This is a genomic window from Stenotrophomonas ginsengisoli, from assembly GCF_001431485.1.
GTDB lineage: Bacteria > Pseudomonadota > Gammaproteobacteria > Xanthomonadales > Xanthomonadaceae > Stenotrophomonas > Stenotrophomonas ginsengisoli.
On the sequence record NZ_LDJM01000027.1, the window covers coordinates 22,593 to 47,454 of the forward strand.

Annotated in this window: 17 protein-coding genes; 3 read left to right on the plus strand and 14 right to left on the minus strand. The window is 62.3% G+C overall.

Features of this window, described 5'->3' with window-relative positions; all coding sequences use genetic code 11:
• The first annotated feature begins 48 nt into the window (after positions 1-48).
• Entirely contained in the window at positions 49-591 is a 543-nt protein-coding gene (locus ABB30_RS15845) for a very short patch repair endonuclease (RefSeq protein ID WP_083489837.1), read from the plus strand.
• Here ABB30_RS15845 and ABB30_RS11085 read toward each other — a convergent pair.
• From ABB30_RS11085 to ABB30_RS11155, 14 genes are all read right to left on the minus strand, one after another.
• Positions 510-2,066 carry a DNA cytosine methyltransferase gene (locus ABB30_RS11085; RefSeq protein WP_057638375.1) on the minus strand — a complete coding sequence of 519 codons (1,557 nt, stop codon included), beginning with the start codon at positions 2,064-2,066 and terminating at the stop codon, positions 510-512. The two genes, ABB30_RS15845 and ABB30_RS11085, sit on opposite strands and share 82 nt — an antisense overlap.
• 197 nt (positions 2,067-2,263) lie before the next feature.
• Positions 2,264-4,387, minus strand: a complete 2,124-nt coding sequence (locus tag ABB30_RS11090) for an AIPR family protein (protein ID WP_057638376.1) — start codon at positions 4,385-4,387, stop codon at positions 2,264-2,266.
• Positions 4,388-4,401: 14 nt separating this feature from the next.
• Positions 4,402-5,358, minus strand: a complete 957-nt coding sequence (locus tag ABB30_RS15850; RefSeq protein WP_161808858.1) for a PD-(D/E)XK motif protein — start codon at positions 5,356-5,358, stop codon at positions 4,402-4,404.
• Complete coding sequence (locus ABB30_RS11105) at positions 5,342-8,062, minus strand: Z1 domain-containing protein (protein WP_083489839.1); 2,721 nt, start codon at positions 8,060-8,062, stop codon at positions 5,342-5,344. The genes ABB30_RS15850 and ABB30_RS11105 overlap by 17 nt, the downstream gene beginning before the upstream one ends.
• Entirely contained in the window at positions 8,055-9,503 is a 1,449-nt protein-coding gene (locus ABB30_RS15855) for an ATP-binding protein (RefSeq protein WP_083489840.1), read from the minus strand. Before ABB30_RS15855 ends, ABB30_RS11105 begins: the two co-directional genes overlap by 8 nt.
• A gap of 75 nt (positions 9,504-9,578) precedes the next feature.
• Positions 9,579-11,369: a hypothetical protein gene (locus ABB30_RS11115; protein ID WP_057638381.1), complete on the minus strand. Its 1,791-nt coding sequence runs from the start codon at positions 11,367-11,369 to the stop codon at positions 9,579-9,581.
• The gene (locus ABB30_RS11120) at positions 11,366-13,525 is read right to left on the minus strand and encodes a hypothetical protein (protein WP_057638382.1); all 2,160 of its coding nucleotides are present in this window, start codon (positions 13,523-13,525) and stop codon (positions 11,366-11,368) included. The genes ABB30_RS11115 and ABB30_RS11120 overlap by 4 nt, the downstream gene beginning before the upstream one ends.
• Positions 13,522-14,679: a BatA domain-containing protein gene (locus ABB30_RS11125; RefSeq protein WP_057638383.1), complete on the minus strand. Its 1,158-nt coding sequence runs from the start codon at positions 14,677-14,679 to the stop codon at positions 13,522-13,524. The genes ABB30_RS11120 and ABB30_RS11125 overlap by 4 nt, the downstream gene beginning before the upstream one ends.
• Positions 14,676-15,575, minus strand: a complete 900-nt coding sequence (locus tag ABB30_RS11130; RefSeq protein ID WP_057638384.1) for a DUF58 domain-containing protein — start codon at positions 15,573-15,575, stop codon at positions 14,676-14,678. The genes ABB30_RS11125 and ABB30_RS11130 overlap by 4 nt, the downstream gene beginning before the upstream one ends.
• Before the next feature lie 3 nt (positions 15,576-15,578).
• Positions 15,579-16,571, minus strand: coding sequence for an AAA family ATPase (locus ABB30_RS11135; RefSeq protein WP_057638385.1), 993 nt, complete (start codon positions 16,569-16,571; stop codon positions 15,579-15,581).
• A 17-nt stretch (positions 16,572-16,588) separates the two neighbouring features.
• A complete protein-coding gene (locus ABB30_RS11140; RefSeq protein ID WP_152980711.1) occupies positions 16,589-17,353 on the minus strand; it encodes a DUF4159 domain-containing protein in 765 nt (254 codons plus the stop codon).
• A 63-nt stretch (positions 17,354-17,416) separates the two neighbouring features.
• Positions 17,417-18,751: a TldD/PmbA family protein gene (locus ABB30_RS11145; RefSeq protein ID WP_057638387.1), complete on the minus strand. Its 1,335-nt coding sequence runs from the start codon at positions 18,749-18,751 to the stop codon at positions 17,417-17,419.
• Positions 18,752-18,772: 21 nt separating this feature from the next.
• Positions 18,773-20,407 carry a TldD/PmbA family protein gene (locus tag ABB30_RS11150; protein WP_057638388.1) on the minus strand — a complete coding sequence of 545 codons (1,635 nt, stop codon included), beginning with the start codon at positions 20,405-20,407 and terminating at the stop codon, positions 18,773-18,775.
• A 124-nt stretch (positions 20,408-20,531) separates the two neighbouring features.
• A complete protein-coding gene (locus ABB30_RS11155; RefSeq protein ID WP_057638389.1) occupies positions 20,532-22,160 on the minus strand; it encodes a TldD/PmbA family protein in 1,629 nt (542 codons plus the stop codon).
• A 99-nt stretch (positions 22,161-22,259) separates the two neighbouring features.
• Between ABB30_RS11155 and ABB30_RS11160 the strand changes: the two genes are divergently transcribed.
• The gene (locus ABB30_RS11160; RefSeq protein ID WP_057638390.1) at positions 22,260-22,880 is read left to right on the plus strand and encodes a DUF938 domain-containing protein; all 621 of its coding nucleotides are present in this window, start codon (positions 22,260-22,262) and stop codon (positions 22,878-22,880) included.
• A gap of 75 nt (positions 22,881-22,955) precedes the next feature.
• Positions 22,956-24,803 carry a M61 family metallopeptidase gene (locus ABB30_RS11165; RefSeq protein ID WP_152980712.1) on the plus strand — a complete coding sequence of 616 codons (1,848 nt, stop codon included), beginning with the start codon at positions 22,956-22,958 and terminating at the stop codon, positions 24,801-24,803.
• The last annotated feature ends 59 nt before the right edge of the window (positions 24,804-24,862 follow it).

A 24,862-nucleotide genomic window follows, 5' to 3' on the forward strand; every position in this document is an offset into this window, starting at 1 on the left:
GTGGCCCGGTGGGTGGAAGGGGAGGTTGCAGCGTTGCACCATGCAGACATGAAGCCTGCACCCAGGAAGAAGAAAACCAAATCCAGACCGGTCGAGACGCCGCAGGAGCAGCGCTCGCGCATGATGCGCGGCATCCGGGGCAGCAACACCCAGCCGGAACTGCAGGTGCGCACGGCACTGCATGCACGCGGTTTCCGTTACAGGCTCAATGCGAAGGATCTTCCCGGCAGGCCCGATATCGTGCTGCCCAAGTGGAAGACCGTGATCTTCGTGCACGGATGCTTCTGGCACGCCCATCAGGGCTGCCGCTACTTCCGTATACCGGCTACCCGAACCGAATTCTGGGAACAGAAGTTGGCCGCCAATGCCGCGCGTGATGCCCGGCAGATCGAACAGCTGCTGGCGATGGGGTGGCGGGTGTTGGCCGTGTGGGAATGTGCGTTGAAGAACAAAAACGCCACTGCCTTGGAGAAGGTAGTGGCGTTTGTTGAAGGCAATGAAAGTTTCAGTCAGCTTGCCGGAGCTTCCTTGTCTGACGCAGTGCCGTTGATCGCAGCGAAGACGACCGAGGCAATCTGGCGGGCCAAGTAGGGGGGCACGGCATTGCCGACCTGCTTGCGCTGCGCACCGGCCGGACCTTCAAAGAAGAAGTTGTCCGGGAAGGTCTGCAGGCGGGCTGCTTCGCGGACGCTCAGGCTGCGGATCTGGGTGAAATCGGGATGGATGAAGTAGTGGCCATCCTTTGCCAGATGGCTGGTGATGGTGGAGCTTGGTCCATCCATGCACTGCACGTTGAAACGGTCCACAAACTTCTTTCCTTCGGCCCAGTTTTTGTGGACGGGGGCAAGCGATTCAGGGAACTCGGCAGGGCCGCGAGGAGCGCGTTCCGTGACATGCGCGTAAGCAGAGGCATAGGCATAGCGCTCAAGGTCGGCAGTCATATGGCCTCGAGTGCAGTGATTGAGTGTGCCCGCGATCGCGGGGTCTACAAGCCACGTGTAAAGGTCATCCGGTAATGAACATTCGTTTGACCAACGCGTGGCGGCATCAGAAACATAGTTTCCGCCGAGTCCAGGGTCGAAAGAGCTGAACTTCAGCTTTTCAGCTTCCGCAAGGAGCTTGCCGGAGACAGCTGGGGCAAGCTTCTTGGCCTTTTTTGCAACCTTTGAGAAGATCAACGATGCCGTCTCGGACCAAGTTCGGACTTGATGGTCTGTAGGGCGGCTACGAAGCTTGGGTAGCCCATTCAGTGCCTGGGCAACAGTTACCTCGTCGGCCTTGCCCGGTTGAAGAAGCGCGTCTTCGGGAAGGGCGATATCTTCCTTGATGCCCATCAGGACAACACGATGGCGCGCCTGCGGTAGCCCCAGCTCTTCGGCACGAAGAAGGAAGTCACGTTCTTCCGGTTCGAAGCCGGAATGTCTGACGACAGGGACAACCCGATACTTCGGGCCATCAGGACCACCGGGTTGTTTCAGGTCAGCAATGATCCGCGGGAACATTCGCTTCCCGTCCACACGTGATGACAGCATGCCCTTGACGTTCTCCAAGATGAAAACGGCAGGCTGGTACTTCGAAACGATGTGCAGGTAGTGTCGATACAGGAAGTGACGGTGATCCTTGGCCGGATCGTAGTCCTTGATCCCGACGTTGCGGGACCTGCCAGCAAGTGAGAAGGCCTGGCACGGCGGGCCGCCCACCAGCACCCAAGGCGTGGTGGCGTTGGTGCCGATCTTCTCGTTGAGCAACTGATCCAGCCGGACGTCATCTTCTCCAAGTGTCAGCTGGTGTGCTTCGGAACAAGCGGCTTCCCACTGCTCCCGGGTTTCTTCCGTCCATGGCTGCAGAACTTCGCCACGAACATAGGCGTAGTAGCTGTCAGGAGCTTGGCCCAAAGGGAACTGATGGAAGAAAGCCCGCGTGCGCAGGGTCTTGGCGGCGTGTGCATCCATCTCGGCAGAAAGCACAACCTTGAAGGGTTGTTCACCCTGTTCGTTCCTGAACGCGGAAAAGCCTTCGCCGAGGCCACCGGCACCGGCGAAGATGTCTACTACTTTGATGGACATGGAGCTGGGATGGAGCCTTGTTGGACGTGCCAGGATGGGATCACGGGCCGACAAAGTCAATGGGAAATGCTGTCCATACGATGGCCTACAGCCGCTATGCTTTTCCTGAGGCGTTGATTCAATGTGTCTTGTAGCGCCGCCTTACTCATCCGCGCAGTACTGCATGCAACATTTCAGAAGTGGAAATGGTGGTCGAACTAGGGTTGTCCAACTACATTTTCGTGGTGTCGGAAACCTTCAGCCTCACATCGATCACTGATTTCACGGAGTCGCTTCCATTCCCGGCCAGTAGCCAGGCGGACTGCGGTTCCGGGTGAGGATGCACGGCGAAGCAAATCCAAGTCCGGCCCAAAAACATGGATTTCAATACTGCGCCATTCCATAAGTGCTTGCCAGTATCCGTTCTCTGCCTTCATCAGGATCTGCTGTTGCAAAGATATTCCGTCGTCCTGAATTCCTTGCTGTCGTGCATCCCGTGCTTTTGATTTGTGCTCGTTCTTTTCAATTGACCACTCGATGGCTGTTGTATCCAATCGAAATGGAATGGCTGAAAGCTTGCCCCAGCACAACTCCTTTTTCGCCCACTCACCGACGTTGGATGATCCCTCTGGCAGTTCAAGAAGGGTGCGTTGCGCGAGAACCGCCGCTCTTTTGAAAACCTGCAAAAAGCCTTGATTTGCTTCCTGCTGTTCCCAGACCTTTTTCAAGTCAGGTTCACGACCCGCTTTGCGAAGTGCATGGAATATAAATGACCATGCATAGGCAACAATCTGAGGACGGTAGTCTCCCTCGTACCATTGCCCCTTTGCAGCGGACACCGTAGTCTCGCCAGCCTTCCATAGTATGGCCATTGCAGCGATATTCTGATAATAGGTATCGCCAAAGTCAGGGCTCAATTCCTCCCATCGTTGTGCTTCCGTCTGGTCACCTTTCGATGAGAATTTTGTTGCGAATTTCATGAAATTTTTCTGGGCACCAAGGCTCACCCAATATGGCTTTTCATGCAGTACGTTGTCGTACTTGGCCAGATCTGTCTTGTTGATCACTTGGTCGGACGGATACTGCAGGTCAAAGGAATCTTTCTTTGCTTTCGAAAGATAAAGTCGCTCGTTCTGGTATTGCCCGCGAGAGCGCTCATAGAACCACTTGCTTTGCACGCGGATGCCAGTGCGCGCCGGAACCATGAGACGTCTTGAAATTTCCTCCATCTTGCGGTGGAAGGGATGGTTGGCAAAGAAGTCCGCAATTGCCACCTTGTTTTGTGTATTTGCAAATTCGGCTATCTTCGGGATGAGATCATGCGCGTCGTTGCTCGCAACTACCGTAAGCTTCATGGGCACGCTCACACCCGCGAGATTGAGCCGATCCTGCTTCTTGCCGCGTAGGATGCTCGCTGTGGTCTGGCCACCGTTGACGATCTGCAGGTCAGAGATTTTCATTATCCTGGCAGTCGATCCGATCGAATCAAGTGTCACTGATGCCGCAGTGGCTGCAATGCCATTGTTGTAAGCAAAGAACAAGTGTGGTGCATCTTGGATGGTTTTCCGAATGCCCTTGTTTACCCCGCCCTTCATGCCAAGGAATGATCGAACGTTGCCTTCCAAGAGGCGGCTGCCGTAACGATCAAAAAGATCAGCCAAGAGGTTCCCTTCGATAACGCAAAGGAAGGATTGAAGTCCTTCGCCTCTTGATGCCTCGATGCACGCGATGCCGGTTGATCCGAATTCGTCCAGATCTATCTGCAGCATCTCCCGCTCTCGGGAGGACTCATAGAGTGCTTTGATGCGCTGGAGATCCCAAATGTGGATTTCCGTTTGAGTACCGCAAACTTCAGATCTGGATTCGCGCTTGTAGGCACGGCTAAGAGGCTGGTTTGAAAAAATATGAAGACGAATACAGGAAATGGACGCGCGCTTCCTTCGCAGGGTGCTTGCTAGTTGATAGGCTGGACTTGACTCCGTGATTTTCTCATCCAATCCGCCATCCAGAGCCTCTGCAGCAAAGTTCTCTAGCCATCCGCGCAATTGATCCACATCAGCAGTCGTCAGGATTGCTGGTTCATCGTCATCTATCCAGCGCCCGATAACCATGGAAAGTGTTCCATCGGACTCATCGATATCTGTAAATCCATGGAGCTTTATCTGCTTATTCTTGGCGCCCTGTCTTGAATCTTCGGCCAAGATGAATTCGCCGAAAACGGGGTCTTCTTCCAAACGCTCAGCGACCTCTGAGACGAAGGCGATTGTGTCGACAAGATTGGAGGTTTCTCCGCGCCGCATTACCATTTGGCGAAGTTCATTCAAGAACTCTGAATCTTCCATATCAATTCCCCTTGTTACTGCTTTCTCAGTCTCTTAAATGAAATCACGTAAACTGCCGAGTCAATTCCTTCCGGAACCGTATCAACGGTCAGTCGTGGAAAATCATCGTCAACAGTGAAGTGCTCCACCTGCATTGGTTCGAACGCGATTCCGTCATAGTGCGTATGCTCGACGTAGCCTGCCTCAAGCAACGCGTCACGAAAAAAGGTCAAAGCGCTGGATTCCGGAGCCAAGCGCTGCTCTAGCTGGGCTACTATTTCATTTAATGTAATGGCAGCCGTTTCCTTGGCAGCCGCTGGGCGCAATGTCCATACGCTCAATGAAATAGGTAGCCGGCTGTCCAGTTGTTTGAGAGAGCTTATGCTTATTCCTTGTGCCCCAGGACCAACTGCCTTGATCTCGATCACGGTGTCGGAAAATTGAAAGTCTTGATCGCCGCCGTAAGGACCAACCCATGCTGCGGCAACCTCTGATATTCCATACCTTTGTTCATCAAGTATGGAGTTCATGGAGAGCAATTCAGCGAGAAGACCCTTGACCTGAAAATCTGCAAGCAATCCAGCGTTGCCTCTATCGAACAATTTTTGCCAAAGCGTGAGGCGTCTGTGAACGAGTTTCACAAGATCTTTCTCGTGTTGTATTCCAGTAATCTCGTCTATCAGATCCTGACATAGTCGGCCAAAGACGGGGGAAAGCTCCTTGTTACGCAGCCTGAGAACCATCAGCCACGTATCAAAATCTTTTCTTTGATGCCTGAAGTAGTCCAGCACGTTTGATCTAATCGCTGCAGTTGGTGGCTTTGTTTTGACTTCGATTGCGAGGAGGTGCGAGCCACTACCATCAACGCCGCCATAGGTCTTCTTGTCTGAGTTTTCATCGACTAGAAAGATCAGGTAGGCATCAGGATTTAGCAGGTTGTTGCTTGCCTTTTGGGATGCCACTTCCCAGGTTTTCTCAATCGAGGTCTTCATACGAATCATCCTCATCGTCATCAATCAGTCCAACGTTATGCAGATAGACCTTGTTCAGGCGATACCGGACGGGTGAGAGGTTGGTATCCTCATAAATTGGAAAAGATAGACTTACGCCGATCAGGAAATTTGTATTGATTTTACAGGCAGGAATGATTCGGTTGACGCTTTTGGATCCCGGCTTCGGGTCGGTTGGCTGTACAAGATGGACCGTCAGAAGCGGATTCTCGCGTACGCGTCGATATGCATCGCCTGGGACGCGCGTTTGGGAATTTCTCTCCGGATTCGACGCCCTCCAAGAGTTCTCGGCTTGATCGATCAGTTCATTTTCAATGCCTGTCTTTTCATCTGAAATTTCACCCAGGCGCATCTTGTTGACTTTCAGGAAGTCCGTGCCCCATGATTTGTTTTTTTCAAACTGGCGTTTGCGTTTTGAGACCCGGATCGGAGATCCATCGGTATTCTCAAGGGTGATGCCATCAGCGGTATCACCCTCACCTTGAGGAAGGCATACATCCCAGTACTGCAAGGATTCGATTTCGTTCTCGGCAATGAAGGACAAGAGGGGCTTGTCTTTGGTTTTGCTGTCAGGCATGAATTCCTGATTTGCTGGCGGGATCTCCAATTCCGCTAGATATGCAGAAATTTGACTGGAGTGCACCCGTCGCCAGAGGTATCGATTACCCATTTGTTCTGGCGGCCCCAGCCTCCTGAGGAATGCCTCTGTAACCCTTGCATTACTCTTATTCGCTTCTGGAGACTTGGGCAGACTGGTTGTCTCTACCCCTCGACCACTGAAGGAAGCCTCAATCAAGACCTCCTTGGAATGGCGCATCTTGTTCTTCGCGGTTACCAGCAATAAATCAGGATGCGACTTCACTCGAATACCGAAACGACTGGGCGGTAAACGATTGATGTGCATATGCCTGATATCTGTCCTGAGTTCGTTGACAACCTCAGCGATATGCCCGAACCAGTCTTGTGCCTCGGGAGCCATCCAGACTCGGCAAAGATCATCGTAATCAGGCCTGTAGCCGAACCATCTTCCCATTTGCAGCAGGGTGTCGTAGGCCCTCGAGTTGCGATAGAAGTAGCTTACGCACAGTCCTTCAAGCGTAAGCCCGCGCGACAGGGTAAGACCGCCGATCGCGATGACTCGTCGACCTTTTTCTGTATTTCTGTAATGTCGATAGTTGAGTCTTTCTTCGGCTTCAGTCTTCTGATTGATGGTTACGACTTTTACCGATGCGATTGAATCGTATAGTTTTCTGCGGATCTGGTCCCAAGTTACGCCGCTTTCACGGTAATGTTCAATATAGAGTTCATGCAACCTAGAAAGCGGTTCGTGGCGCGACCACAAGTCATCATCGACAAGGTACTGTTTGATCTCATTTGTGAGATCAAAAAGGTAGCTCTTCACAGTCTCCGCAAGTCGAGCTTGGACCTCTGTAAATCGTGTGACATTTACCAGCATGGATCGGTGGCGTAACCCTTCCTTCCGAAGATCCCGTATGGCACATGAAAGAAAGAATACATTAAGTGCATCCTGCATCGACTTTGGAAGCTCAGCCACCTCCAGATTCTTTTTGTGCTTGTCCGGGAAGATCGCCTGCGCATCAGTGATATCGACCAGTTGGTTCGCGTGTTCGCCATCTTCAAGAAATATCGAGGATGCGCCGATATATGTGCTTGGAGCTCTTAGGCTGTAGATGAAGTTGTTCGGGAACAGGTCCTTCCGCTCCGTGTCGGGATTTATGAAAACGTTTGCAAATGGTGTTGCCGTATATCCTACATAGGCTGATCTGCGGAACTGGTCCATGAGTTCCCGAATCAGGCTGTTGATCCTGGCGGGATCCTCATCTTTCTTGGAATTAACGGATGCGTTGTCTGCCTCATCGTCTACCAGGAACAGCGGGATATCCAGTTGCGTGGATCCATGGCGCATCTGGCCTTTGAGGAACTTGATCAGCCTCGTGAGTGGTGTCGTGTTCTTCTTCAGAACCAGGAGCAAGGGTTCCCCGAGATTCTGTAGAGGGATCCCTCGCAGGGCACGCTGGTTGGCTGCCAAGAAGTCAGAATCGATGGACGTGAGTACGTTCGGCGTGGCTTCGCGAAACCTTCCTGCCCCAATTGTCCGTCCGCGAATTCCTTCGATGAGTTCGCTGCTATCCTGGCCTACAAATCCTTCATCCATGCGTTCTTGGGACTGTGAACGCAATTCCTCGATCATTCCTGTGAGAAGAACAACAACCTTGTAACCAGCATCAGCTGCCTTGTTGATCAAGCCACAATAGTTGGCTGTTTTTCCAGACTGGACATCACCCATTACGAGGCCTTGAGTCCTCCAGGCAGTTACGTCAGCAGGGTTTCCGCATTCCGTCAGGATGTTGTCAGTATCTTCATTGATTGTTCGAAGCACTGGTCCTGTGAAGCCTTGGGACTGAAGTTGGCGCACGTAGGAGTCCCAGTAAGTCCAAGTGATACTGGATCTGGCGTCATCCAGCCAAGGCTCGATCTCTCCGCTTGAAAGCCCTTCTCCAGGACTCATGCTTACTCCAACCATCGCCTCGAGTCGACGTCTTGTCGGCTCAAGATCCATTCCGCTGAAAATCTTGGAGAGAACATCCATCGTACTTACAAGCACGTCGTCAGTCAGATCTTGTACTCCAATGATTCCCATCGCTGTCAGAAATGGATCAGACATCAGCTAGCCTCACTTTGATTGCTTCATGCATGGTCGGGAAACGTGCCAATGGATCAATTCCAAGAACTTTGGCTACATCAAGTCCCGTAAGTTCAAGAATGATCCTGGCCATATCAACGAGATGATCGATTTGATTATCAGCGTCCTGTGGCTTGTCTGAGCACATGTCGGCATATATCTGGTCGTAGGGCAATGAAACCGCCAGGTGTTCAAATACTGTCTGCATGTGGCGCTGCTGGTCTGCATCCATTGATTCGCAGAGCTTTGCGATCAATGGATGGTTGATATTTACCTGGTAGCTGAAACTGCCATGTTTTGGTTCGAATCGATCCCAGAGTGGAACGACTTCAGTATTTTTTCCTGATCGTCGGCCTGTATATACAATCGCTTTTCTGCTCTTTTCAGCAAAGTGTGGGATCAGGAGTTTGAGACGATCGCGGATTGCATCAGGTGGGTAGGCTGCAGACTTCTTGATATCCAATGCCCACAAGTCATCGAATGAATTAGGGATATCGACCCTGACCCTGGTGAGCTTGTAGAACTCATGTTTTGGAACTAGTCGAAACCACGTCCCCCAGATTACAAGACGTCGTCCGCGATAAACGTAGAAGCCTTGTGTGCCGCGGAGGCCGTCACGTCCCCCAGCAGTCTCGATCTCTTCTTCGCTCAGTCGGCTGATTGGAGGCAGAACGAAGGGTGAAACCTCGACAGTGCCGCGATCATGGCGGATGGTTTGTCCTTCAAGCTCTTGCCGGAACTGGTTGGAGGCCAGAAAAGGGTCGCGAAGAGGCAATGACATTCCATTCACTGTTATCGATACTGCAGAGTGCAGTCCTTCTTTCTGCGTAAATCGATGGAATACAAGCGCCAAGTGCTCCAGCAAGGGGGCCATCTTGGAGGTCATTTCCTTTTGGACGTCCCTTGCTCCAGCTGTCAGCCTGTCGAGATCTTGCCATACCACAAGGGTTCCGGAATCCTGGGCACGCAATCGCGTGAACATTGGCATTTTTTCAAACTCAAGCTCATCAGGGACAACTACCAGCCAGCGTCCTGTCTCCCGTACAACGTCCAAATCCCATCGCCGGGCAGTGATGGTTCCAGTCTTGCTGCTGATAACCGTCAGTTTTCGACACTGGGAAAGAGAGGCCGTCTTGAGTCCCAGTCCAAATCGGCCGAGATCGTCTGTCCCTCGTTGATCGACAGGGTTGGAGCTGCCATGTCGCATGGCATTGGTAAGCTCATCAGGAGCCATGCCTTTGCCATCGTCGAGAATCGCAACGAAGGGGTTTTCGCTGGCGTCGTACTGGATTCGAACGGTAGATGCTCCAGCCGAAAGACTGTTGTCCACGATGTCAGCTACCGCAGCTTCCACTGAATACCCGACGGATCGCATCGACTCGACCAGCGATACAGGGTCCGGAACTACTTCAAGCGTCTCCATCTCATTCCTTGAAAGAGCAATTTCAAGGAGTCTATTGGATTGTCACGGCCGGGTGAAATCGGGAATGGAGGAGCTTCAATTTTTCCGCTCCACCCGCCACAACACCCCCAGCAGCCCGACCAGTGCGAGCCACCACGGCCAGCGTGGGCCGGGCTGTTGCGGCAGGGCGTGGTCAGTGGGCAGGGCGGAGGCGGCAACGATGTCAGCGGTATCGCGCTGGGTCTGGGCGCGGTGCAGGCCGGGGGCCTGGGTGGGGGCGGTGACGTATACGGCCTGATCGTTGATGCGGTGCCAGCCGCTGTGTTGCGGCCACCAGGCGGCGCAGCCGGGTGTGGCCGGGTCGATGCGCAGGTGTTGTGACTGCTGGGTATCGTTGTGGACCACGTCGGTATCGGCAGGCAGGCCGCACAGCGTGCTGCGTTCGTGCTGCCAGATGATGCCGGTGTGCTGCAGGCGGGTGTGGCGGCCATCGGTCTGTTCGCCATCGGCCTGCTGTTGCGAGGTGGTGTTGCCGGCTTGCGGGCGTCCCAGCACGCTGCTGATGCCGGCCCACAGGGCGGCATGCAGTTCATCACGGCCGGCCAGTACCAGCAGGTGGGTGTCGGGCAGGGCGAGCAGGCCGACACGGCCACGGCCGACGGCCTGCCACAGGCCGATGCGGTGCGTCCCCTGGCGCAGCGGCTGCGCATTGCCGGCCGTGACATTCCAGCGCTCCAGTGCCGGGGCGGCCTCGGCCTGTGTTGGCGTGTGCGCACGCGGGCCGCGCAGCACGTCCAGGCGTTCGGGTGTGGTCTTGTCCGCTTCCAGCTGCAGGGGCTGTGTGCGGTTGCCGCCATCCACGCGCAGGCCGAGTTCGGCCAGGGCCTGGCGATGGCTGGGCTGCAGTGCATCGCGTGGCTGCACCAGCACACCCAGGCCTGCCTGCACGGCGCTGCGCAGGCGGGCGCGGCCGGCACTGCCCAGGGCAAGCAGGCTGCGTTCGTCGAGCAGCAGCAAATCGCTGTTGGCCAGCTGCCGCGCATCCATGCCTGTTGCCGGATCGCCCAGGGCCACGCCGCCACCGGTGGGCAGCTGGCGCGTGGTGGCCAGACCGGCATCGCTGGCCCAGCGCTGGATGAACTTGTTTTCGGCATTGGGCGCACCGGCCAGCTGGTGCAGGCGCAGGGCATGGCCATCGACCACCTGCAGGGGCAGCGGGGTGCTGTCGATCAGGCGGTTGTCGGCATCCACGATGCGCAAGGCATACACCACCAGGCCGGCAGCACGCAGCGGCGCCTGCAGGCTCACCTGGCCGTTGTCGGCAATGGCCTGGCGATCCACCAGGCGCTCGGCCGGGTCACGCAGTTCGGCCTGCCAATTGGCGCGCGCCTGGCCGGCCACACGGGCATGCACCTGCAGCTGGCCGCCGCTGGCAAGGGTGTCGGGCAGCTGCACATCCACCAGCCCGTGCAAGGCGGCAGGTGCATGGCGCAGCACGGCGCGTTGCGGCAGGCGGTCACGCGCGGGCAGGCCATCGCCGAGCAGTTGCACCGTGGTGATTTGCGGCTGGCTGCGCAGCAGGCTGGCCAGGTCGGCCACAGGTTGTGCGCCGGCCACCTCGCCGGCTTCGGGCAGGGCGTAGAGCGGGCCGTTGGCATCGGCCGGCAGGCTGGCAGCCGGTGAGGTCAGCAGCAGCGCCGTGATGGCCGGCACGCCCTGCAAGGGCGGGAACAGTGCCAACCACAAGGCGCCGGCCACCAGCAGCTGCAATACACAAAGCAGGGCCTTGCGCATGGCCGACAGGCCAGCACGGCGCAGGCTGCCGAGCATGCCGATCAGCAGCGCGATGAGGATCAGGCCCAGCGGCCAGGACAGGGCGGTGCTCATCGGCGGGCCTTGGTCGGATCGCGCTGCAGCGCATCGAGGTAACGCTGGCCCATGGCATCGGCAGCCGGGCGGGCCAGCGGGCGGGCCACCGGCTGGGTCCAGGCCTGCCACAGCGCCGCACGCAGGTGGTCGCGGCAGGGCTGGCAGGTGGGGTCGCTGCGCAACGGGTCCAGTGCGGCGGCCAGCGCCAGCGGGTCACGCAGTTCGCCGGCATGGCGGCTGAGCCAGCCTTGCAGGGCCTCCACCGGCGGTGCGGCGCCGCGGTCCAGTGCCAGCCAGGCTTGGGCGATGGCAGCATCCACCGGTGCGCCGGCATCAATGGCCAGGCGCCGGCTGGCTACGCCTTCGCGCTTGCCGGTCATGCGCCGTGCCATGTCGATGGGCGGCAGCTCCGGGCCCAGGCGGGCCAGATAAACCCGCTCGGCCTGCTGCACCTGCTTGATGAAGGCCAGCGCCTTGTAGGCATGCGGCAGCGCCTGCTCAGGCCTGCCCTGGCGCAGCTCGCCCTCGCTCAGCCACATCGCATCCAGTGCGGATTTGAGGATGGCGCGGGTCTGCGGGTCGAGCAGGGTGGCCGCTTCGGCGTGGTCATGGGTGTGGCCGTATTCGGCCAGCACATCACTCACCGTGGTGGTGCCCATCGGCTTGGGGGCTTGCGGCTCGCCGTGGTCATGCCCGGCATGGCCAGTGCTGGCGTGGTCGTGGCCATCGTCATCGCTGTGGCTCTCACCGTCGTGGTCGCCAGCGGGCTTGCTCAAGCCCGGCGGCGCTTCCGGCTCACCTTCGCTTTCCTCGCCCAGGAACTGGCCGTAGCGCAGGCGCAGGATGCGCTGGTCCACGCCGATGGCATCGGCGCGTACCACGAACCGCTCGGCATCCAGGCTGCGCCGCTGGGCGATCAGCGCCTCGGCATCGATGATGATCTGGCGCTGGCTGCGGAAGTAGGCCGGCAGCACTTTCTTGATCGCGCCTTCCAGGTCACTGGCCTGCTGCTCGGCCTCGCTTGGCAGGCGCAGGATCAGGCTCGGGCTCTGCCCGGCTTGGGCGTTCGGCGCGCGGTTGTCGCGCACGTCCAGACGGGCGATGAGGTCATCGCCGGGTTGCGCGCCGAGGGCGGCGATGTCCACCCGCTGGCTGAAACGGCGCAGCGTGGCCGGGCCGCTGCCGCGCAGGGCGATGCGGGTTTCATGGAAGCTGATGTTCTCGCCGCTGCCTTCGGTACGGGTGAGCAGCAGGCTGGCACCGGCCTGCACGCCGTAGTCGTCACTGGCCTCGAACAGCAGCTCCCAATGGCGCTGACCGGGCCGGCCGAGGGTGAGCGGTTGTTCCGGGGTGATCACCCGCACCTGTGGCGGCAAATCCGCGGTGGCATCCAGGCGGTGCAGTGGGGCATCGGCCAGGGCCGGCTCGGTGACCACGCGGTACAGGGCCGATGCGACCAGTGTATGGCGGGCGTGCCAGCTGTCGTCATCGCCGCGCTCAAGGGCGATCTGGCGGCCATCGTGGAAGTGCAGGGCGGCCGATTGCACATGGGCGATGTGCAGTTCCCAGCGCAGGACGGTGTTGTGCGGGGCGCGCACGTCCAGCGAATCCTGGGTGCCGGCGCGCTGGCCGGTGTAGGCCGGCGGGGCCAGGTGTACGGCGATGGCCTGCAGCTGCGGGCGGGCATCACCGGCGATGGCCGGTGCAGGTGTGGCAGTGCGTGCCGGTGCCGGCGGTGCCGCAGGGCGCCCGGCCCACCAGCCGATGGCGACCAGCAGCACGGCGGCGGCAAGGCTGGCGATCAGGCCACGGCGCGGGAAGGGCGTGGACAGTTCTTGACGGCGCTGGGCGATGGTCGCTTCCAGCTGCTGTTTGAGCCGCGCCTGCAGCGGGTTGAGGGTGGCGGCATCGGCCAACAGCAGGTCGGCGCTGTCGAACAGGGCGGGGTCGCGGTTGAGCTGGCGCACCAGCCAGCGCGCATCCATTGCGCGCAGACTGCGCCACAGCCACACACCTGTGACCAGCAGTGCGACGGCGAAACACGCCACCGCCCAGTGCCCCAGCGGACGGATCGCGATGGTTGCCGCGATGGCCGGCGGCAGCAGCAGCCAGCCGGCCTGGCGGATGCGTGCGTTGCGGGCGGCTTGCCACAGCGTGTGGACGTGGCGGTTCATGCGGCCTCCCGGCGCGGCCAGCAGGCCAGCAGACGTTCGATCAGGAAGAGCGCGGCGATCAGCACGGCCAGCAGCGGTGCCAGCGGCTGCGGTGTGGGCGCAAACAGCGAGGCCGCGCCGGTGAGCGGCGCATGGTCGGCGGCATCGGCCCGGGCGGCGGTCACTGCCGGTTGGAGTGCGGCCAGCAGGCGGGCAGGGAAATCGGCCTCCAGCACACGCGGCACGGCGGCCGGGGTGAGCGGGGCGGCAAGAACCCAGCGGCCATCGGCGGCGCGGGCCAGCAGCGGGGCGCCCTGGCCGTTGTCCAGCAGGGCAGGTGTGTCGGCATCGATGGCAGCGGCCACCAGCACGCGGCCACCGTTGGCGGTGTGCGATTGCGCGGCTTCCGGCAGTGGGGCATCGGCGAGCCAGACCAGCAGGGTGTCGCTATCGAGGCTGGGCAGCGGCGCGGTGAGCGGGGCGATGTCGGCGTTGCTGCCGGCTGCGTCATCGGCCTGCCAGGCCGCGGCCAAGGCCTGCCACACGCGCAGGCTGGCGCGCTGGGCTTCGCTGTCGTCATGGCGCAGCACCAGGCGCGGTGCGGCGGCGGTGCGGCCGGCATCGGTTTCGGCATCGGTTGCCGGCGTGGCGTCGGGGGCGGCCTGCACCTGCCAGTCCACTGCGCGGGAGAGTTGCGGTTTTTGCCCGTCAGTCCCATCGAGCATTGGACCGACAAAAACCTGCAGGGACGCGCCCGGCGGCAACTGGGCATCGAGCTGGCGCAGCAGCGAGCTGATGGGCTGGTCGGCTGGCGACACGGGCGTGTCGGCGGCAATGGTGGGGAAGCCCTCGGCCAGCCAGACATCACGCAGACCTTCCACCGGTGCCGGTGCGGGCAGCTGCGGCGAGACCGCACGGACGCGTTGGTTGTCCGGGCCGGCCTGGCGCACCGGTTCGGCCAGCAGCAGCGCCAGTACGGCGAGCAGCAGCAGGCGCAGCAGCAACAGCAGCCATTGGCGCAGCCGCCATTGCCGTTGCGGGCGGGCCACATCGCCGAGCCAGCGCAGGGCGGCAAAGGGCACCGTCTCGGTGGGCGGGCGGCGGACCAGGTGGACCAGCAGCGGCAGCGCCAGGGCGAACAGGCCGAACAGGCCTGCCGGCAGCAGGAAGCTCATCGCTGGCCTCCCTGGGCGCACAGGCGCGCCAGCAGGGCGGTGACCGGCGCATCGGTATGGCCGGTGGCCACATGCACCCCGGCGGCGTGCAGGCGGCCGTGCAGGGCGTCCTGGGCCGCAGTGAAGCGCTGCAGGTAGCCGGCACGCAGGGCCGGGCCGTGGCCGGGCAGCTCAAGGCCGGTTTCCGGATCGACAAAGCGGTGGCCGGCGGCAAACGGGAAGTCGCGCTCCTCGGCGGTGAGCAGCTGGGCCAGCCAGGTATCGCGGCCGCTGGCCGACAGCCGCATCAGGGCACTGCTCAGGGCGTCTTCGAACCCATCGCTGATGGCAATCAGCAGGTCCTCACGGCCGATGCGGGCATACAGCGGGCCAAGCACGTCGCTGTCGGGCCAGCTGCCCTGCGGGGTGATGCGTGCCAACTGCAGGGCCAGGGCATCGCGCTGGCGCAGGGCGCTGGTGGCCGGCAACAGCTGCAAGCCGCCCGGGCCGACCACTGCCAGGCCGAGGTTGTCGCCCTGGGCAATGGCCAGCTCGGTGATGCAGGCGGCCAGTTGGCAGGCCGCATCCCAGCGCCGCCATGCCGGCGTGGCGCGGTCGGCCTGGGCCATCGAGGCGCTGGCGTCGAGCAGCAGCCAGATGGTCAACGGGGCCTCGCGCTCGCTCTGGCGCACGAACAGCTTTCCGGCGCGGGCGTAGAGCTTCCAGTCCACCCGGCGTGGTTCGTCGCCGGGCTGGTAGCCGCGGTACTGCGAAAACTCCAGCCCCTCGCCCTGCTGGCGGCTGGCATGCAGGCCAAGGCCACGCACGCCACGGCCGCGCCGTGGGCGCAGGCTCAGGCCGCGCAGGCCGGCACGCAGGCTGGCCGGCAGCGGAAACAGCGGGGTGGGGGTGCTCATGGCTCAGCGCGGGTGCGGCACATCGGCCAGCAGCGCGGCGACCACGGCATCGGCGTTGACCTGCTCGGCCTCGGCATTGAAGGACAGCAGCAGGCGGTGGCGCAGCACCGGTGCGGCCAGTGCGCTGATGTCCTGCCGGGTGACGGCCAGCCGGCCCTGCAGCAAGGCGCGGGCCTTGGCCGCCAGCACCAGTGACTGCCCGGCACGCGGGCCGGCGCCGAACTGCACCCAGTGGTTGATGCGCGCCGGGGCTCCTTCGCCGGGGCGGGTGGCACGCACCAGCTGGGTGATCCAGTGCAGCAGGTCCGGGCCCAGGTGCACCTGGCGGGTGGCCGCCTGCAGGGCGATCAGCGCATCGGCATCCATCACCTGCGGCACCTCGGCCTGGCTGCTGCCGGTGGTGCTGGCCAGGATCTGTTCTTCCTCGGCGGCGCTGGGGTAATCCACCCGCACATGCAGCAGGAAACGGTCCAGCTGTGCCTCGGGCAGCGGATAGGTGCCGGCCTGCTCGATCGGGTTCTGCGTGGCCAGCACGAAGAAGGGTTTGGGCAGGTTGTGGGTGCTGCCGGCGTAGCTGATGGTGCGCTCGCCCATCGCCTCGAGCAGGGCGGCCTGGGTCTTGGGCGGGGTGCGGTTGAGCTCGTCGGCCAGCAGCAGGTGGGTGAACACCGGGCCTTGCTGGAAGCGGAAATGACGCTTGCCGGTGGCCGGGTCTTCTTCCAGCACCTCGGTGCCGATGATGTCGCCGGGCATCAGGTCCGGGGTGAACTGCACGCGGCGGAAATCCAGTGCCAGGGCCTGGCCGAGCGAGCGTACCAGCAGGGTCTTGCCCAGCCCGGGCGCACCTTCCAGCAGGCAGTGGCCGCCGGCCAGCAGGCCGATCAGCAATTGCTCGACCACCTCGGCCTGGCCAACGATGGCCTGGGCCAGAGCGGCACGCAGTTCGCCCAGGCGGGGCAGCAGGGCATCGAGTTGATGGGGAGCGGTGGAGGTCATGGGGGCACCGGGTTGGATCAATGGGTGAGGGCGTACATCACGATGTTGACGCCGAACTTGGTGATGTCTTCGGCCAGGAAGCGTTTGTTGCGCCAGTCAAAGTCCCACTCACAGCCGTAATCCTTGTTGCTGTAGAGCAGGCCCAGCCGGTTGTTGAAGGTGATGCCCTTCAGATAATCGTGGACCAGGTCATCACCCCAGCCGTTGAGCTCGAAGGCGGTGGCCGGCGGGCCGTCGGGAAACTCGAAGAAGCTGCGGTACAGCGCATGGTTGTTGGGCAGTTTCTTCAGCGCGTTTGCACCGAAGATCTGCGCCATCTGGCGCTCGAAGGAGGTGGCAAACAGGCCGTCGATGTCATGGTTGCAGTCATCGACAAAAATGAAACCGCCACTGCGCAGGTAGCGCTCGAAATTGGTCCGTTCGGCCGGGTTGAAATCCACCAGCTTGTGGCCGGCCAGATAGCAGAACGGCGCGCGCAGCATGGCCGGGTCACTCAGCGCGACCACATGCTCGTTGGGGTCCACCCGCAGCGTGGTGTAGTCGATCAGCGAGGTGATGATGTTGGACGGCATGCGCGCATCCACATCCCAATCGCCGCTGTCGTACTTGAGCCGGGTGAAGTGGAAGTCGTAGCGCGCGCTGGCACCTGCACGGGGCAGGGCCAGCGCGGCCGAAGCCGCCGCGAGAACGGTGAGGAAATCGCGGCGGTTCACGGGCGCAGTGCGTGAGCAACGAGGGAAGAGGAGTGAGCAACGAGAGGAAGCGGCAGCGTTGCTGCACATGGAGTGCGTGCCTGCTGCTCTTTCTCGTTTCTCACTCCTCGCTTCATCACTCACTTCTCGCTCTTACACCGCGTCGGAGAGCGAGGTAAAGGTGAAGTCGCGCAGCTTCATCGGCGGGATCACCATCACGTAGCGCGATTCGTCACCGGCCACGCGTACCGGCTTGCCCAGTTCGTCGATGTTGTTGAGCATGATCACCGGCGATTCGTTGAAGCGGAAATTCTTCACCGGGTGCTTGATCTGGCCGTTCTCGATGTAGAAGGTGCCGTCGCGGGTCAGGCCGGTGAGCAGCACGGTCTGCGGGTCGACCATGCGGATGTACCAGGTGCGGGTTACCAGGATGCCGCGCTGGGTGGAGCGCACCAGTTCGGCGGTGGACTTGGTGCCGCCGCTCATGATCAGGTTGCCCGGGCGGGCCACCGCCTCCTTGCCCTGCTGCTGCGCCCAGTAGCGCGAATACAGCATGTTGGCGACACGGCCATCCTTGATGATGTCCATCTTCTGCCGCGGCATGCCTTCGCCGTCCCACGGCAGCACCGGTGCATCGGCGTGCCACGGATCGGCCACCATGTTGACCTGCGGGTCGTAGACCAGCTCGCCGAGCTTGTTGCCGCCGCCGCGCTTGGACAGGAAGCTGCGGCCTTCATCGGCGCTGCGTGCGTCGAAGAAGTTCATCATGAAGCTCACCAGGCCGGCGGCCGCGGCCGGCTCCAGGATCACCGTGTACTTGCCCGGTTCCAGGGCCTTGGCCTCGGCCGAATCCAGCGCCTTTTGCTTGGCGATCTCGATGTCATCGCCGGCATCGAACTGGTTGGCGTGCTGCAGGTTGCGGCCGACCCAGCCCGAACCGCGGCCGTCTTCGGTGCGCACGGTGCAGGTGTAGTTGAAGTTGGTCTGGCGCTGGTAGGCGAAGTTGCCGTTGGAGTTGGCGGTGGCGGTGAAGCCGCGGCCGTCATCCAGGAAGCCGGCGGCGATCAGGCCGTTGCCACGGCACGGGGTGATCGAATCGGCGGCCACCTGGGCGCGGTATTCCGGGTCGATCGCTGCGGTGCTTTCGCTCCAGGTATCCGACGGCGTGTACTGCTGCTTGCCGATGGCCGGCAAAAACTCCGGGTTTTCCGGGGCCAGGCGGGCCAGGTCCTCGGCGCGGCGCACCACGCGTTCCAGCGAGGCGTCGTCGAACTCGTTGATCGAGGCGCTGCCGACGCGCTTGCCGAAGGCCACCTGCACCATCAGTGAGGTATTTTCGACCACGCCACTGGTGGAGACGTTGTTCAGGGCAAAGCGGATGTTGCCGTCGATGCTGCCTTCCAGGGTGGCGCTGCACTCATCGGCGGTGGACAGGGCAATGACCTTGTCCAGGATGGCCTTGGCCTGTTGTTCGGTGTAGATGCTCATGGGTGTTGGGCTCCAGGCCGATCAGCCGAGGCTGCGGGCAGTGTTGATGACGTTGATGCCGTTGAAGCGGGCCGTGGACGAACCGTGCGAGACCGCCGAGACCTGGCCCGGCTGGCCCTTGCCGTCGAAGAACGAACCGCCCAGGCGGTAGTCGCGCTCGTCGGCCACGGCGCTGCAGGCGTTCCAGAATTCCGGGGTGCGGATCTGGTAGGCCACGTCCTCGAGCATGCCGGTGACCTTGCCGTCCTTGATCTCGTAGAACAGCTGGCCGCCGAACTGGGCGTTGTAGCGCTGCTGGTCGATGGAGAACGAACCATCGCCGATGATGTAGATGCCGTTTTCCACGTCCTTGACCAGATCGGCCACGCTCAGCGGGCTCTTGCCCGGGGCCATGGAAACGTTGGCCATGCGCTGGAACTGCACCGAGGACCACGAGTCGGCATAGCAGCAGCCGTCCGATTCGGTCTTGCCCAGGATGTGGGCCTGGTCGCGGATGGTCTGGTAGTCCACCAGCTTGCCGTCGGTGATCAGGTCCCAGCGCTTGGTGGCCACGCCTTCATCGTCGTAGGCCACCGCACCGAGCGAGCCGGGCTGGGTCTTGTCGGCAAACATGGTGACCTTGTCGCTGCCGTACTGGAAACGCTGCTCGCGCTTGTCCAGGGTGGCAAAGCTGGTGCCGGCGTAGTTGGCCTCGTAGCCGAGCACACGGTCCAGCTCCAGCGGGTGGCCGACCGCTTCGTGGATGGTCAGCCAGGTGTGCGAGGGGTCCAGCACCAGGTCGTACTTGCCCGGCTTGACCGAGGGTGCACGCAGCTTGGCCTGGGCATGGCGGGCGGCGGCAATGGCGTCCTCGACCATGTCGTAGGAGTTGCCATAGACGGTGTCGCCGGTGGGCAGCACGGTCTTGCCGGCGGCATTGCCGTCCAGGTATTCCCAGCCCAGGCCCATCGGCGAGGACAGCCCGCCACGGGTGCGGAACTTGCCGGTTTCCTTGTTGATCGCGGTGATCGTCATCGGTGCCCAGATGCGGTGCACGTCCTGGTCGATGTAGGAGCCGTCGGTGGAGGCGAAGTACTTCTGCTCGTTGATCGCAAACACCTGCGAGTTGACGAAGCTGGCACCGGCGGCGATGGCCGCGGCGTTGACGCTGAGCAGCAGCTCGACCTTGTCCTTGACCGGCACGGCCATGGCATTGGTCTTGATCGGGGTGGCCCAGCGCACTTCGCCCACGCCCGGGGCGGCGGCCAGGCGCACCGGCTCGGTCTGGATCTTCGCGTTGGCACGGGCAATGGCCGCCGCCTGCTGGGCGGCCTTGGCCACGCCATCGGCATTGAGCTGGTTGGTGGCGGCAAAGCCCCAGGCGCCGTTGACGATCACGCGGATGCCCACGCCGGTGGATTCACCGTTGACCACGTTCTGCACCTTGTCCTCGCGGGTGACGATGAACTGGCGCAGGTAGCGGCCGATACGCACGTCGCAGTAGCTGGCACCGGCACTGGTGGCGGCCTGCAGGGCGACATCGGCCAGACGCTTCTTCAGCGCCGGGTCGATCTGTTCGATCAGTTGCTCGGCGGCAATCGCCTTGCCGAAGTAGGCCGGCAGCACCAGGCCACCGGCAGTCAGCCCGGACAGGGCAAGGAAATCACGTCGTTGCAAGGCGGCTCTCCAACTCGAAGGAAACTACGGGCGGGGATGGCAGCAACGTGGCGCGCACGTTGACCGTCGATTCTTGCGATGCGGTGAAACCCGCGTCAAATGACTTTCGACACGGTTGGTCTGCTTATCCCAGGTTGCGCGCGGTGTTGATCACCGCCATGCCGTCAAAGCGGGCGGTGGCCGAACCATGGGACACCGCCGAGACCTGCGAAGGCTGGCCCTTGCCGTCGAAGAACGAACCGCCGAGGCGGAAATCGCGCTGGTCGCAGATCGCCGAGCAGGCATTCCAGAACTCCGGGGTGCGGATCTGGTAGGCCGCATCCTCGACCAGGCCGGTGATTTCACCGTTCTTGATCTGGTACACCAGCTGCGCGCCGAACTGGGCGTTGTAGCGCTGCTGGTCAATCGAATACGAACCACGGCCATGGAAGTACAGGCCGTTTTCGACTCTGGAAATCAGCTGGGCCGGGGTCAGCTCGGCCTTGCCGGCGGCCAGGGAGACATTGGCCATGCGCTGGAACTGCACGCTCTTCCACGAATCGGCATAGCTGCAGCCGTGCGAGGCGTTTTCGCCGAGGATGTGCACCTCGTCGCGGGTGGCCATGTAGTTGACCAGCTTGCCATCGCGCACCAGGTCCCAACGCTTGGTCTGCACGCCCTCGTCGTCATATCCCACTGCACCGAGCGAGCCGCTGACGGTGCGGTCGGCGAAGAAGTTGACGATGTCGCTGCCCCACTGGAAGCCGGCATCGCGCTTGTCCAGGGTGGCAAAGCTGGTGCCGGCGTAGTTGGCCTCGTAGCCGAGCACGCGGTCCAGCTCCAGCGGATGGCCGACGTTTTCGTGGATGGTCAAAAACAGGTTGGAGGGGTCGATCACCAGGTCGTACTTGCCCGGCTTCACCGACGGGGCGCGCAGCTTTTCCTGCGCCTGCCGCGCTGCCGCAACCGCATCCTGCACCGGGTTGTAGCGGCGGTCATAGGCCAGCACGCCGCCGGGCAGCACGATCTCGTCACCGGCCTGGCCGGTCAGGTATTCCCAGCCCATGCCCATCGGTGCGGACAGGCCGGCACGGGTGCGGAACTTGCCGCTTTCCTTGTCCACCGCAGTCACGGTGAAGGGCAGCCAGATGCGGTGCACGTCCTGGTCCACATAGGAACCATCGCTGGAGGCGAAATACTTCTGTTCGTTGATCACAAACAGCTGCGAGTTGATGAAGCTGGCGCCGGCGCCCAACGCCGCGCTGTTGAGCTCCATCAGCAGGGCCAGCTTTTCTTCCAGCGGCACCGCCATCGCATTGCGTTGCAGTGAGGTGGCCCAGCTCACCTCGCCCAGGGCCGGGGTCGGTGCCAGCTGCACCGGCGCCTGGCGCAGGCGTGCATTGGCCCGTGCAATCGCCGCGGCCTGGCGCACCGCGGCGGCCACCGCATCGCTGCGCTGGTCGGCGGTGGCGGCAAAGCCCCAGGCCCCATCGACGATGACGCGGATGCCGATACCGGCCGACTCACCGTGGACGATGTCCTGCACCTTGTGCTCGCGGGTCATCAGCGCCTGGTTGAGGTAGCGGCCGATGCGCACATCGCAGTAACTGGCCTTGCTCTCGCGCGCGGCCTGCAGGGCAACATCGGCCAGCTGGCGGCGGCGTGCGGTGTCTACCGGCTGCAGCAAACGCTGCGCGGCGGCGACATGGGCCGGGCTGATCGCCAGTGCGGTCAGGCCCAGGCCAGCGGCGGTGAGGAACTGACGACGTTGCATCTGTAACGACTCCGGCGCGGTGTGAATCACCGACTTTCCACAGCGGAGGGGTATGCCGACAAGTGACCATGGTCATGTGCGCACTGGCAGACTGTGCGCATGGACACCAAACCTTTCGCGCAATCCTGCCAGCGCAACCGCGATCCGATCCTGGCCGTGCTGCAGCCCTTGTTGGCCGGCCGCCGCCAGGTGCTGGAGATCGGCAGTGGTACCGGCCAGCATGCGGTGCATTTCGCCGCGGCCATGCCGCAGCTGGTCTGGCAATGCAGTGACCATGCCGATCATCTGCCGGGCATGCGCCTGTGGCTGGACGAGGCAGCCTTGCCCAACACGCCACCACCGATCGCCTTGCAGGCTGTGCCCGGACATGGCCTGCAACCGGCATTGGCGGCAGGCCTGTTCGATGCAGTGTTCACCGCCAATACCCTGCACATCATGGGTTGGGAGGCGGTATGTGCCTTGCTCGATGGTGTGGCCGCATTGCTGCCGCAAGGCGGGGTATTTGCGGCCTACGGCCCGTTCAAACGCGATGGCCGGTTCACCAGTGACAGCAACCGTGACTTCGATGCCTGGCTGAAGGCGCGCGATGCGGCCTCGGGCATCCGTGACCGTGAGGCCATTGATGCGCAGGCCGCTGCCCATGGCCTGCAGCGTGTGCACAGCCATCAGCTGCCGGCCAACAACGAGCTGCTGGTCTGGCAGCGCGGCGCAGGCAGCTGACAACGCGCTAGCATCGGCACATCTTCACGGAGGTGGTCGATGGCAAGGCAGGGGACTTGGCTGGCACGGGTGGGGGTGGCAGTTGCCACGATGGCGGCGGTAGCGGCACAGGCCCAGGTGCCGGCGCCCGGGCCGGGTTGGCCCGGCAGCATGCAGTTGCGGGTGGATGCCAGCGACGTGCAGCGGCGCCTGCAGCGGGTGCAGCAGACCCTGCCGGTGCAGCCGGGCACGCTGACCCTGTGGTATCCGCAATGGATACCCGGCCACCACGCCCCGACCGGGCCGATCAACCAGATCGCCGGCCTGCGCCTGCAGGGCAACGGCAAGCCGCTGGCCTGGCAGCGCGACCCGCACAACATGTACGCCATCCAGGTCGAGATTCCGGCCGGGGTGAGCCAGCTGCAGCTGTCCTTTGATTACCTTTCGCCCACGGCCACCGACCAGGGCCGGGTGGCGATGACCCGCAACCTGCTGTCCATCCAGTGGCACCGCGTGCTGTTCTACCCGGCCGGGATCGATACCCGCCAGCTGCAGGTGGATGCCACCTTGTGCCTGCCGGCGGCCTGGCAGGCGGGCAGCTCGTTGCGCGGGCAGCGCCAGGGCGATTGCCTGGCCTACCGCCCGGTGGACCTGATGACCCTGATCGATTCACCGGTCTATGCCGGCCGCCATTACCGCGCCCTGCCACTGGATGCGGGCAAGGCGCAGCCGGTGCTGCTGCATGCGGTGGCCGAACAGGCCGGCCAGCTCGAGCCCAGTGCGCCGGTGCTGGCCGCACACAAGGCGCTGGTGGCCGAGGCCGATGTGCTGTTCGGCCATCGCCCGTATGCGCACTACGATTTCCTGCTGGCGCTGTCGGACACCTTCACCGGCATCGGCCTGGAGCATGCGCAGTCCAGCGAGAACGGCATGCACGAGGGCTACCTGCAGGGGGAGCCGCCGGTGGCCGACAACGACCTGCTGGCGCACGAGTACGTGCATGCCTGGATCGGCAAGGCCTGGCGTCCGGCCGGCAGCTGGGTGGCCCATTACAACGGGCCGATGGACAACCGTGGGCTGTGGGTCTACGAAGGCCTGACCCAGTACTGGGCGCTGGTGCTGGCGGCCCGTTCCGGGTTGTGGAACCACGAGCAGGTGATGGCCCGCCTGGCCCAGCTGCAGGCCCAGTTCAGCACCCAGGCCGGGCGCCGGTGGCGTGACCTGGCCGATACCCAGTACCAGGGCATTGCCGACTTCAACGACAAGCCGCAGGCCTGGGCGGACTGGCAGCGCGGCTTTGATTTCTACGACGAGGGCATCCTGTTCTGGCTGGCCATCCAGGCCGAGCTGCAGCAGCGCTCGGCCGGTGCCCAGGGCCTGGATAATTTCACTGCCGCCTTCCACCAGGGCAGCGTGCCCGGGCAGGTGCAGTTGTTCGAACCGGAACAGGTGGCGCGCACCCTGCAGGCCCAGGTGTCCGGCGACTGGCAGGGCTTCATCGACCAGCGTCTGGGCGACCGCAGCGGCAGCGTCCCGGATGGTCTGGCCCGGCTGGGCTGGGAGCTGGCCTGGAGCGAGCAGCCCAATGTGCTGGTGGCCGATGCCCAGGCCGATGGCAGCACCGACCTGCAGTTCTCGCTGGGCTTGAAGCTGTCATCCGATGGCACGGTGCGCTGGGTCGGCTGGGAAAGCCCGGCCTTTGCCGCCGGGCTGGCGCGTGACATGCAGGTGCTGGCGGTCAACAGCCTGGTCTACAGCGGCAGCCGCCTGCGCCAGGCGGTGACCGATGCCAAGGCCGGGGTCCCGATCCAGCTGCTGGTGCGCCAGGACCAGACCGTGCAGCAACTGCGCATCGAGTACCGCGACGGCCTGCGTTACCCGCAGCTGCGCCGTATCCCCGGCAGCAGCGACCGTCTCGGCCCGCTGCTGGCCCCCCGGCGCTGATGCCGGCCGGGGATTGAACCCTGTGCGTAGGCTCAACCCGGGGCAGTGCAATGTGCTTC

What these genes read in the sequence shown, in the direction of transcription:
- ABB30_RS11115 (WP_057638381.1), bottom strand. Translation starts at nt 11,369, where the DNA reads ATGAGCACCGCCCTGTCCTGGCCGCTGGGCCTGATCCTCATCGCGCTG.
- ABB30_RS11090 (WP_057638376.1), bottom strand. Translation starts at nt 4,387, where the DNA reads ATGGAAGATTCAGAGTTCTTGAATGAACTTCGCCAAATGGTAATGCGG.
- ABB30_RS11130 (WP_057638384.1), bottom strand. Translation starts at nt 15,575, where the DNA reads ATGAGCACCCCCACCCCGCTGTTTCCGCTGCCGGCCAGCCTGCGTGCC.
- ABB30_RS11140 (WP_152980711.1), bottom strand. Translation starts at nt 17,353, where the DNA reads ATGTGCAGCAACGCTGCCGCTTCCTCTCGTTGCTCACTCCTCTTCCCT.
- ABB30_RS11155 (WP_057638389.1), bottom strand. Translation starts at nt 22,160, where the DNA reads ATGCAACGTCGTCAGTTCCTCACCGCCGCTGGCCTGGGCCTGACCGCA.
- ABB30_RS15845 (WP_083489837.1), top strand. Translation starts at nt 49, where the DNA reads ATGAAGCCTGCACCCAGGAAGAAGAAAACCAAATCCAGACCGGTCGAG.
- ABB30_RS11135 (WP_057638385.1), bottom strand. Translation starts at nt 16,571, where the DNA reads ATGACCTCCACCGCTCCCCATCAACTCGATGCCCTGCTGCCCCGCCTG.
- ABB30_RS11125 (WP_057638383.1), bottom strand. Translation starts at nt 14,679, where the DNA reads ATGAGCTTCCTGCTGCCGGCAGGCCTGTTCGGCCTGTTCGCCCTGGCG.
- ABB30_RS11120 (WP_057638382.1), bottom strand. Translation starts at nt 13,525, where the DNA reads ATGAACCGCCACGTCCACACGCTGTGGCAAGCCGCCCGCAACGCACGC.
- ABB30_RS11085 (WP_057638375.1), bottom strand. Translation starts at nt 2,066, where the DNA reads ATGTCCATCAAAGTAGTAGACATCTTCGCCGGTGCCGGTGGCCTCGGC.
- ABB30_RS11105 (WP_083489839.1), bottom strand. Translation starts at nt 8,062, where the DNA reads ATGTCTGATCCATTTCTGACAGCGATGGGAATCATTGGAGTACAAGAT.
- ABB30_RS15850 (WP_161808858.1), bottom strand. Translation starts at nt 5,358, where the DNA reads ATGAAGACCTCGATTGAGAAAACCTGGGAAGTGGCATCCCAAAAGGCA.
- ABB30_RS11160 (WP_057638390.1), top strand. Translation starts at nt 22,260, where the DNA reads ATGGACACCAAACCTTTCGCGCAATCCTGCCAGCGCAACCGCGATCCG.
- ABB30_RS11145 (WP_057638387.1), bottom strand. Translation starts at nt 18,751, where the DNA reads ATGAGCATCTACACCGAACAACAGGCCAAGGCCATCCTGGACAAGGTC.
- ABB30_RS15855 (WP_083489840.1), bottom strand. Translation starts at nt 9,503, where the DNA reads ATGGAGACGCTTGAAGTAGTTCCGGACCCTGTATCGCTGGTCGAGTCG.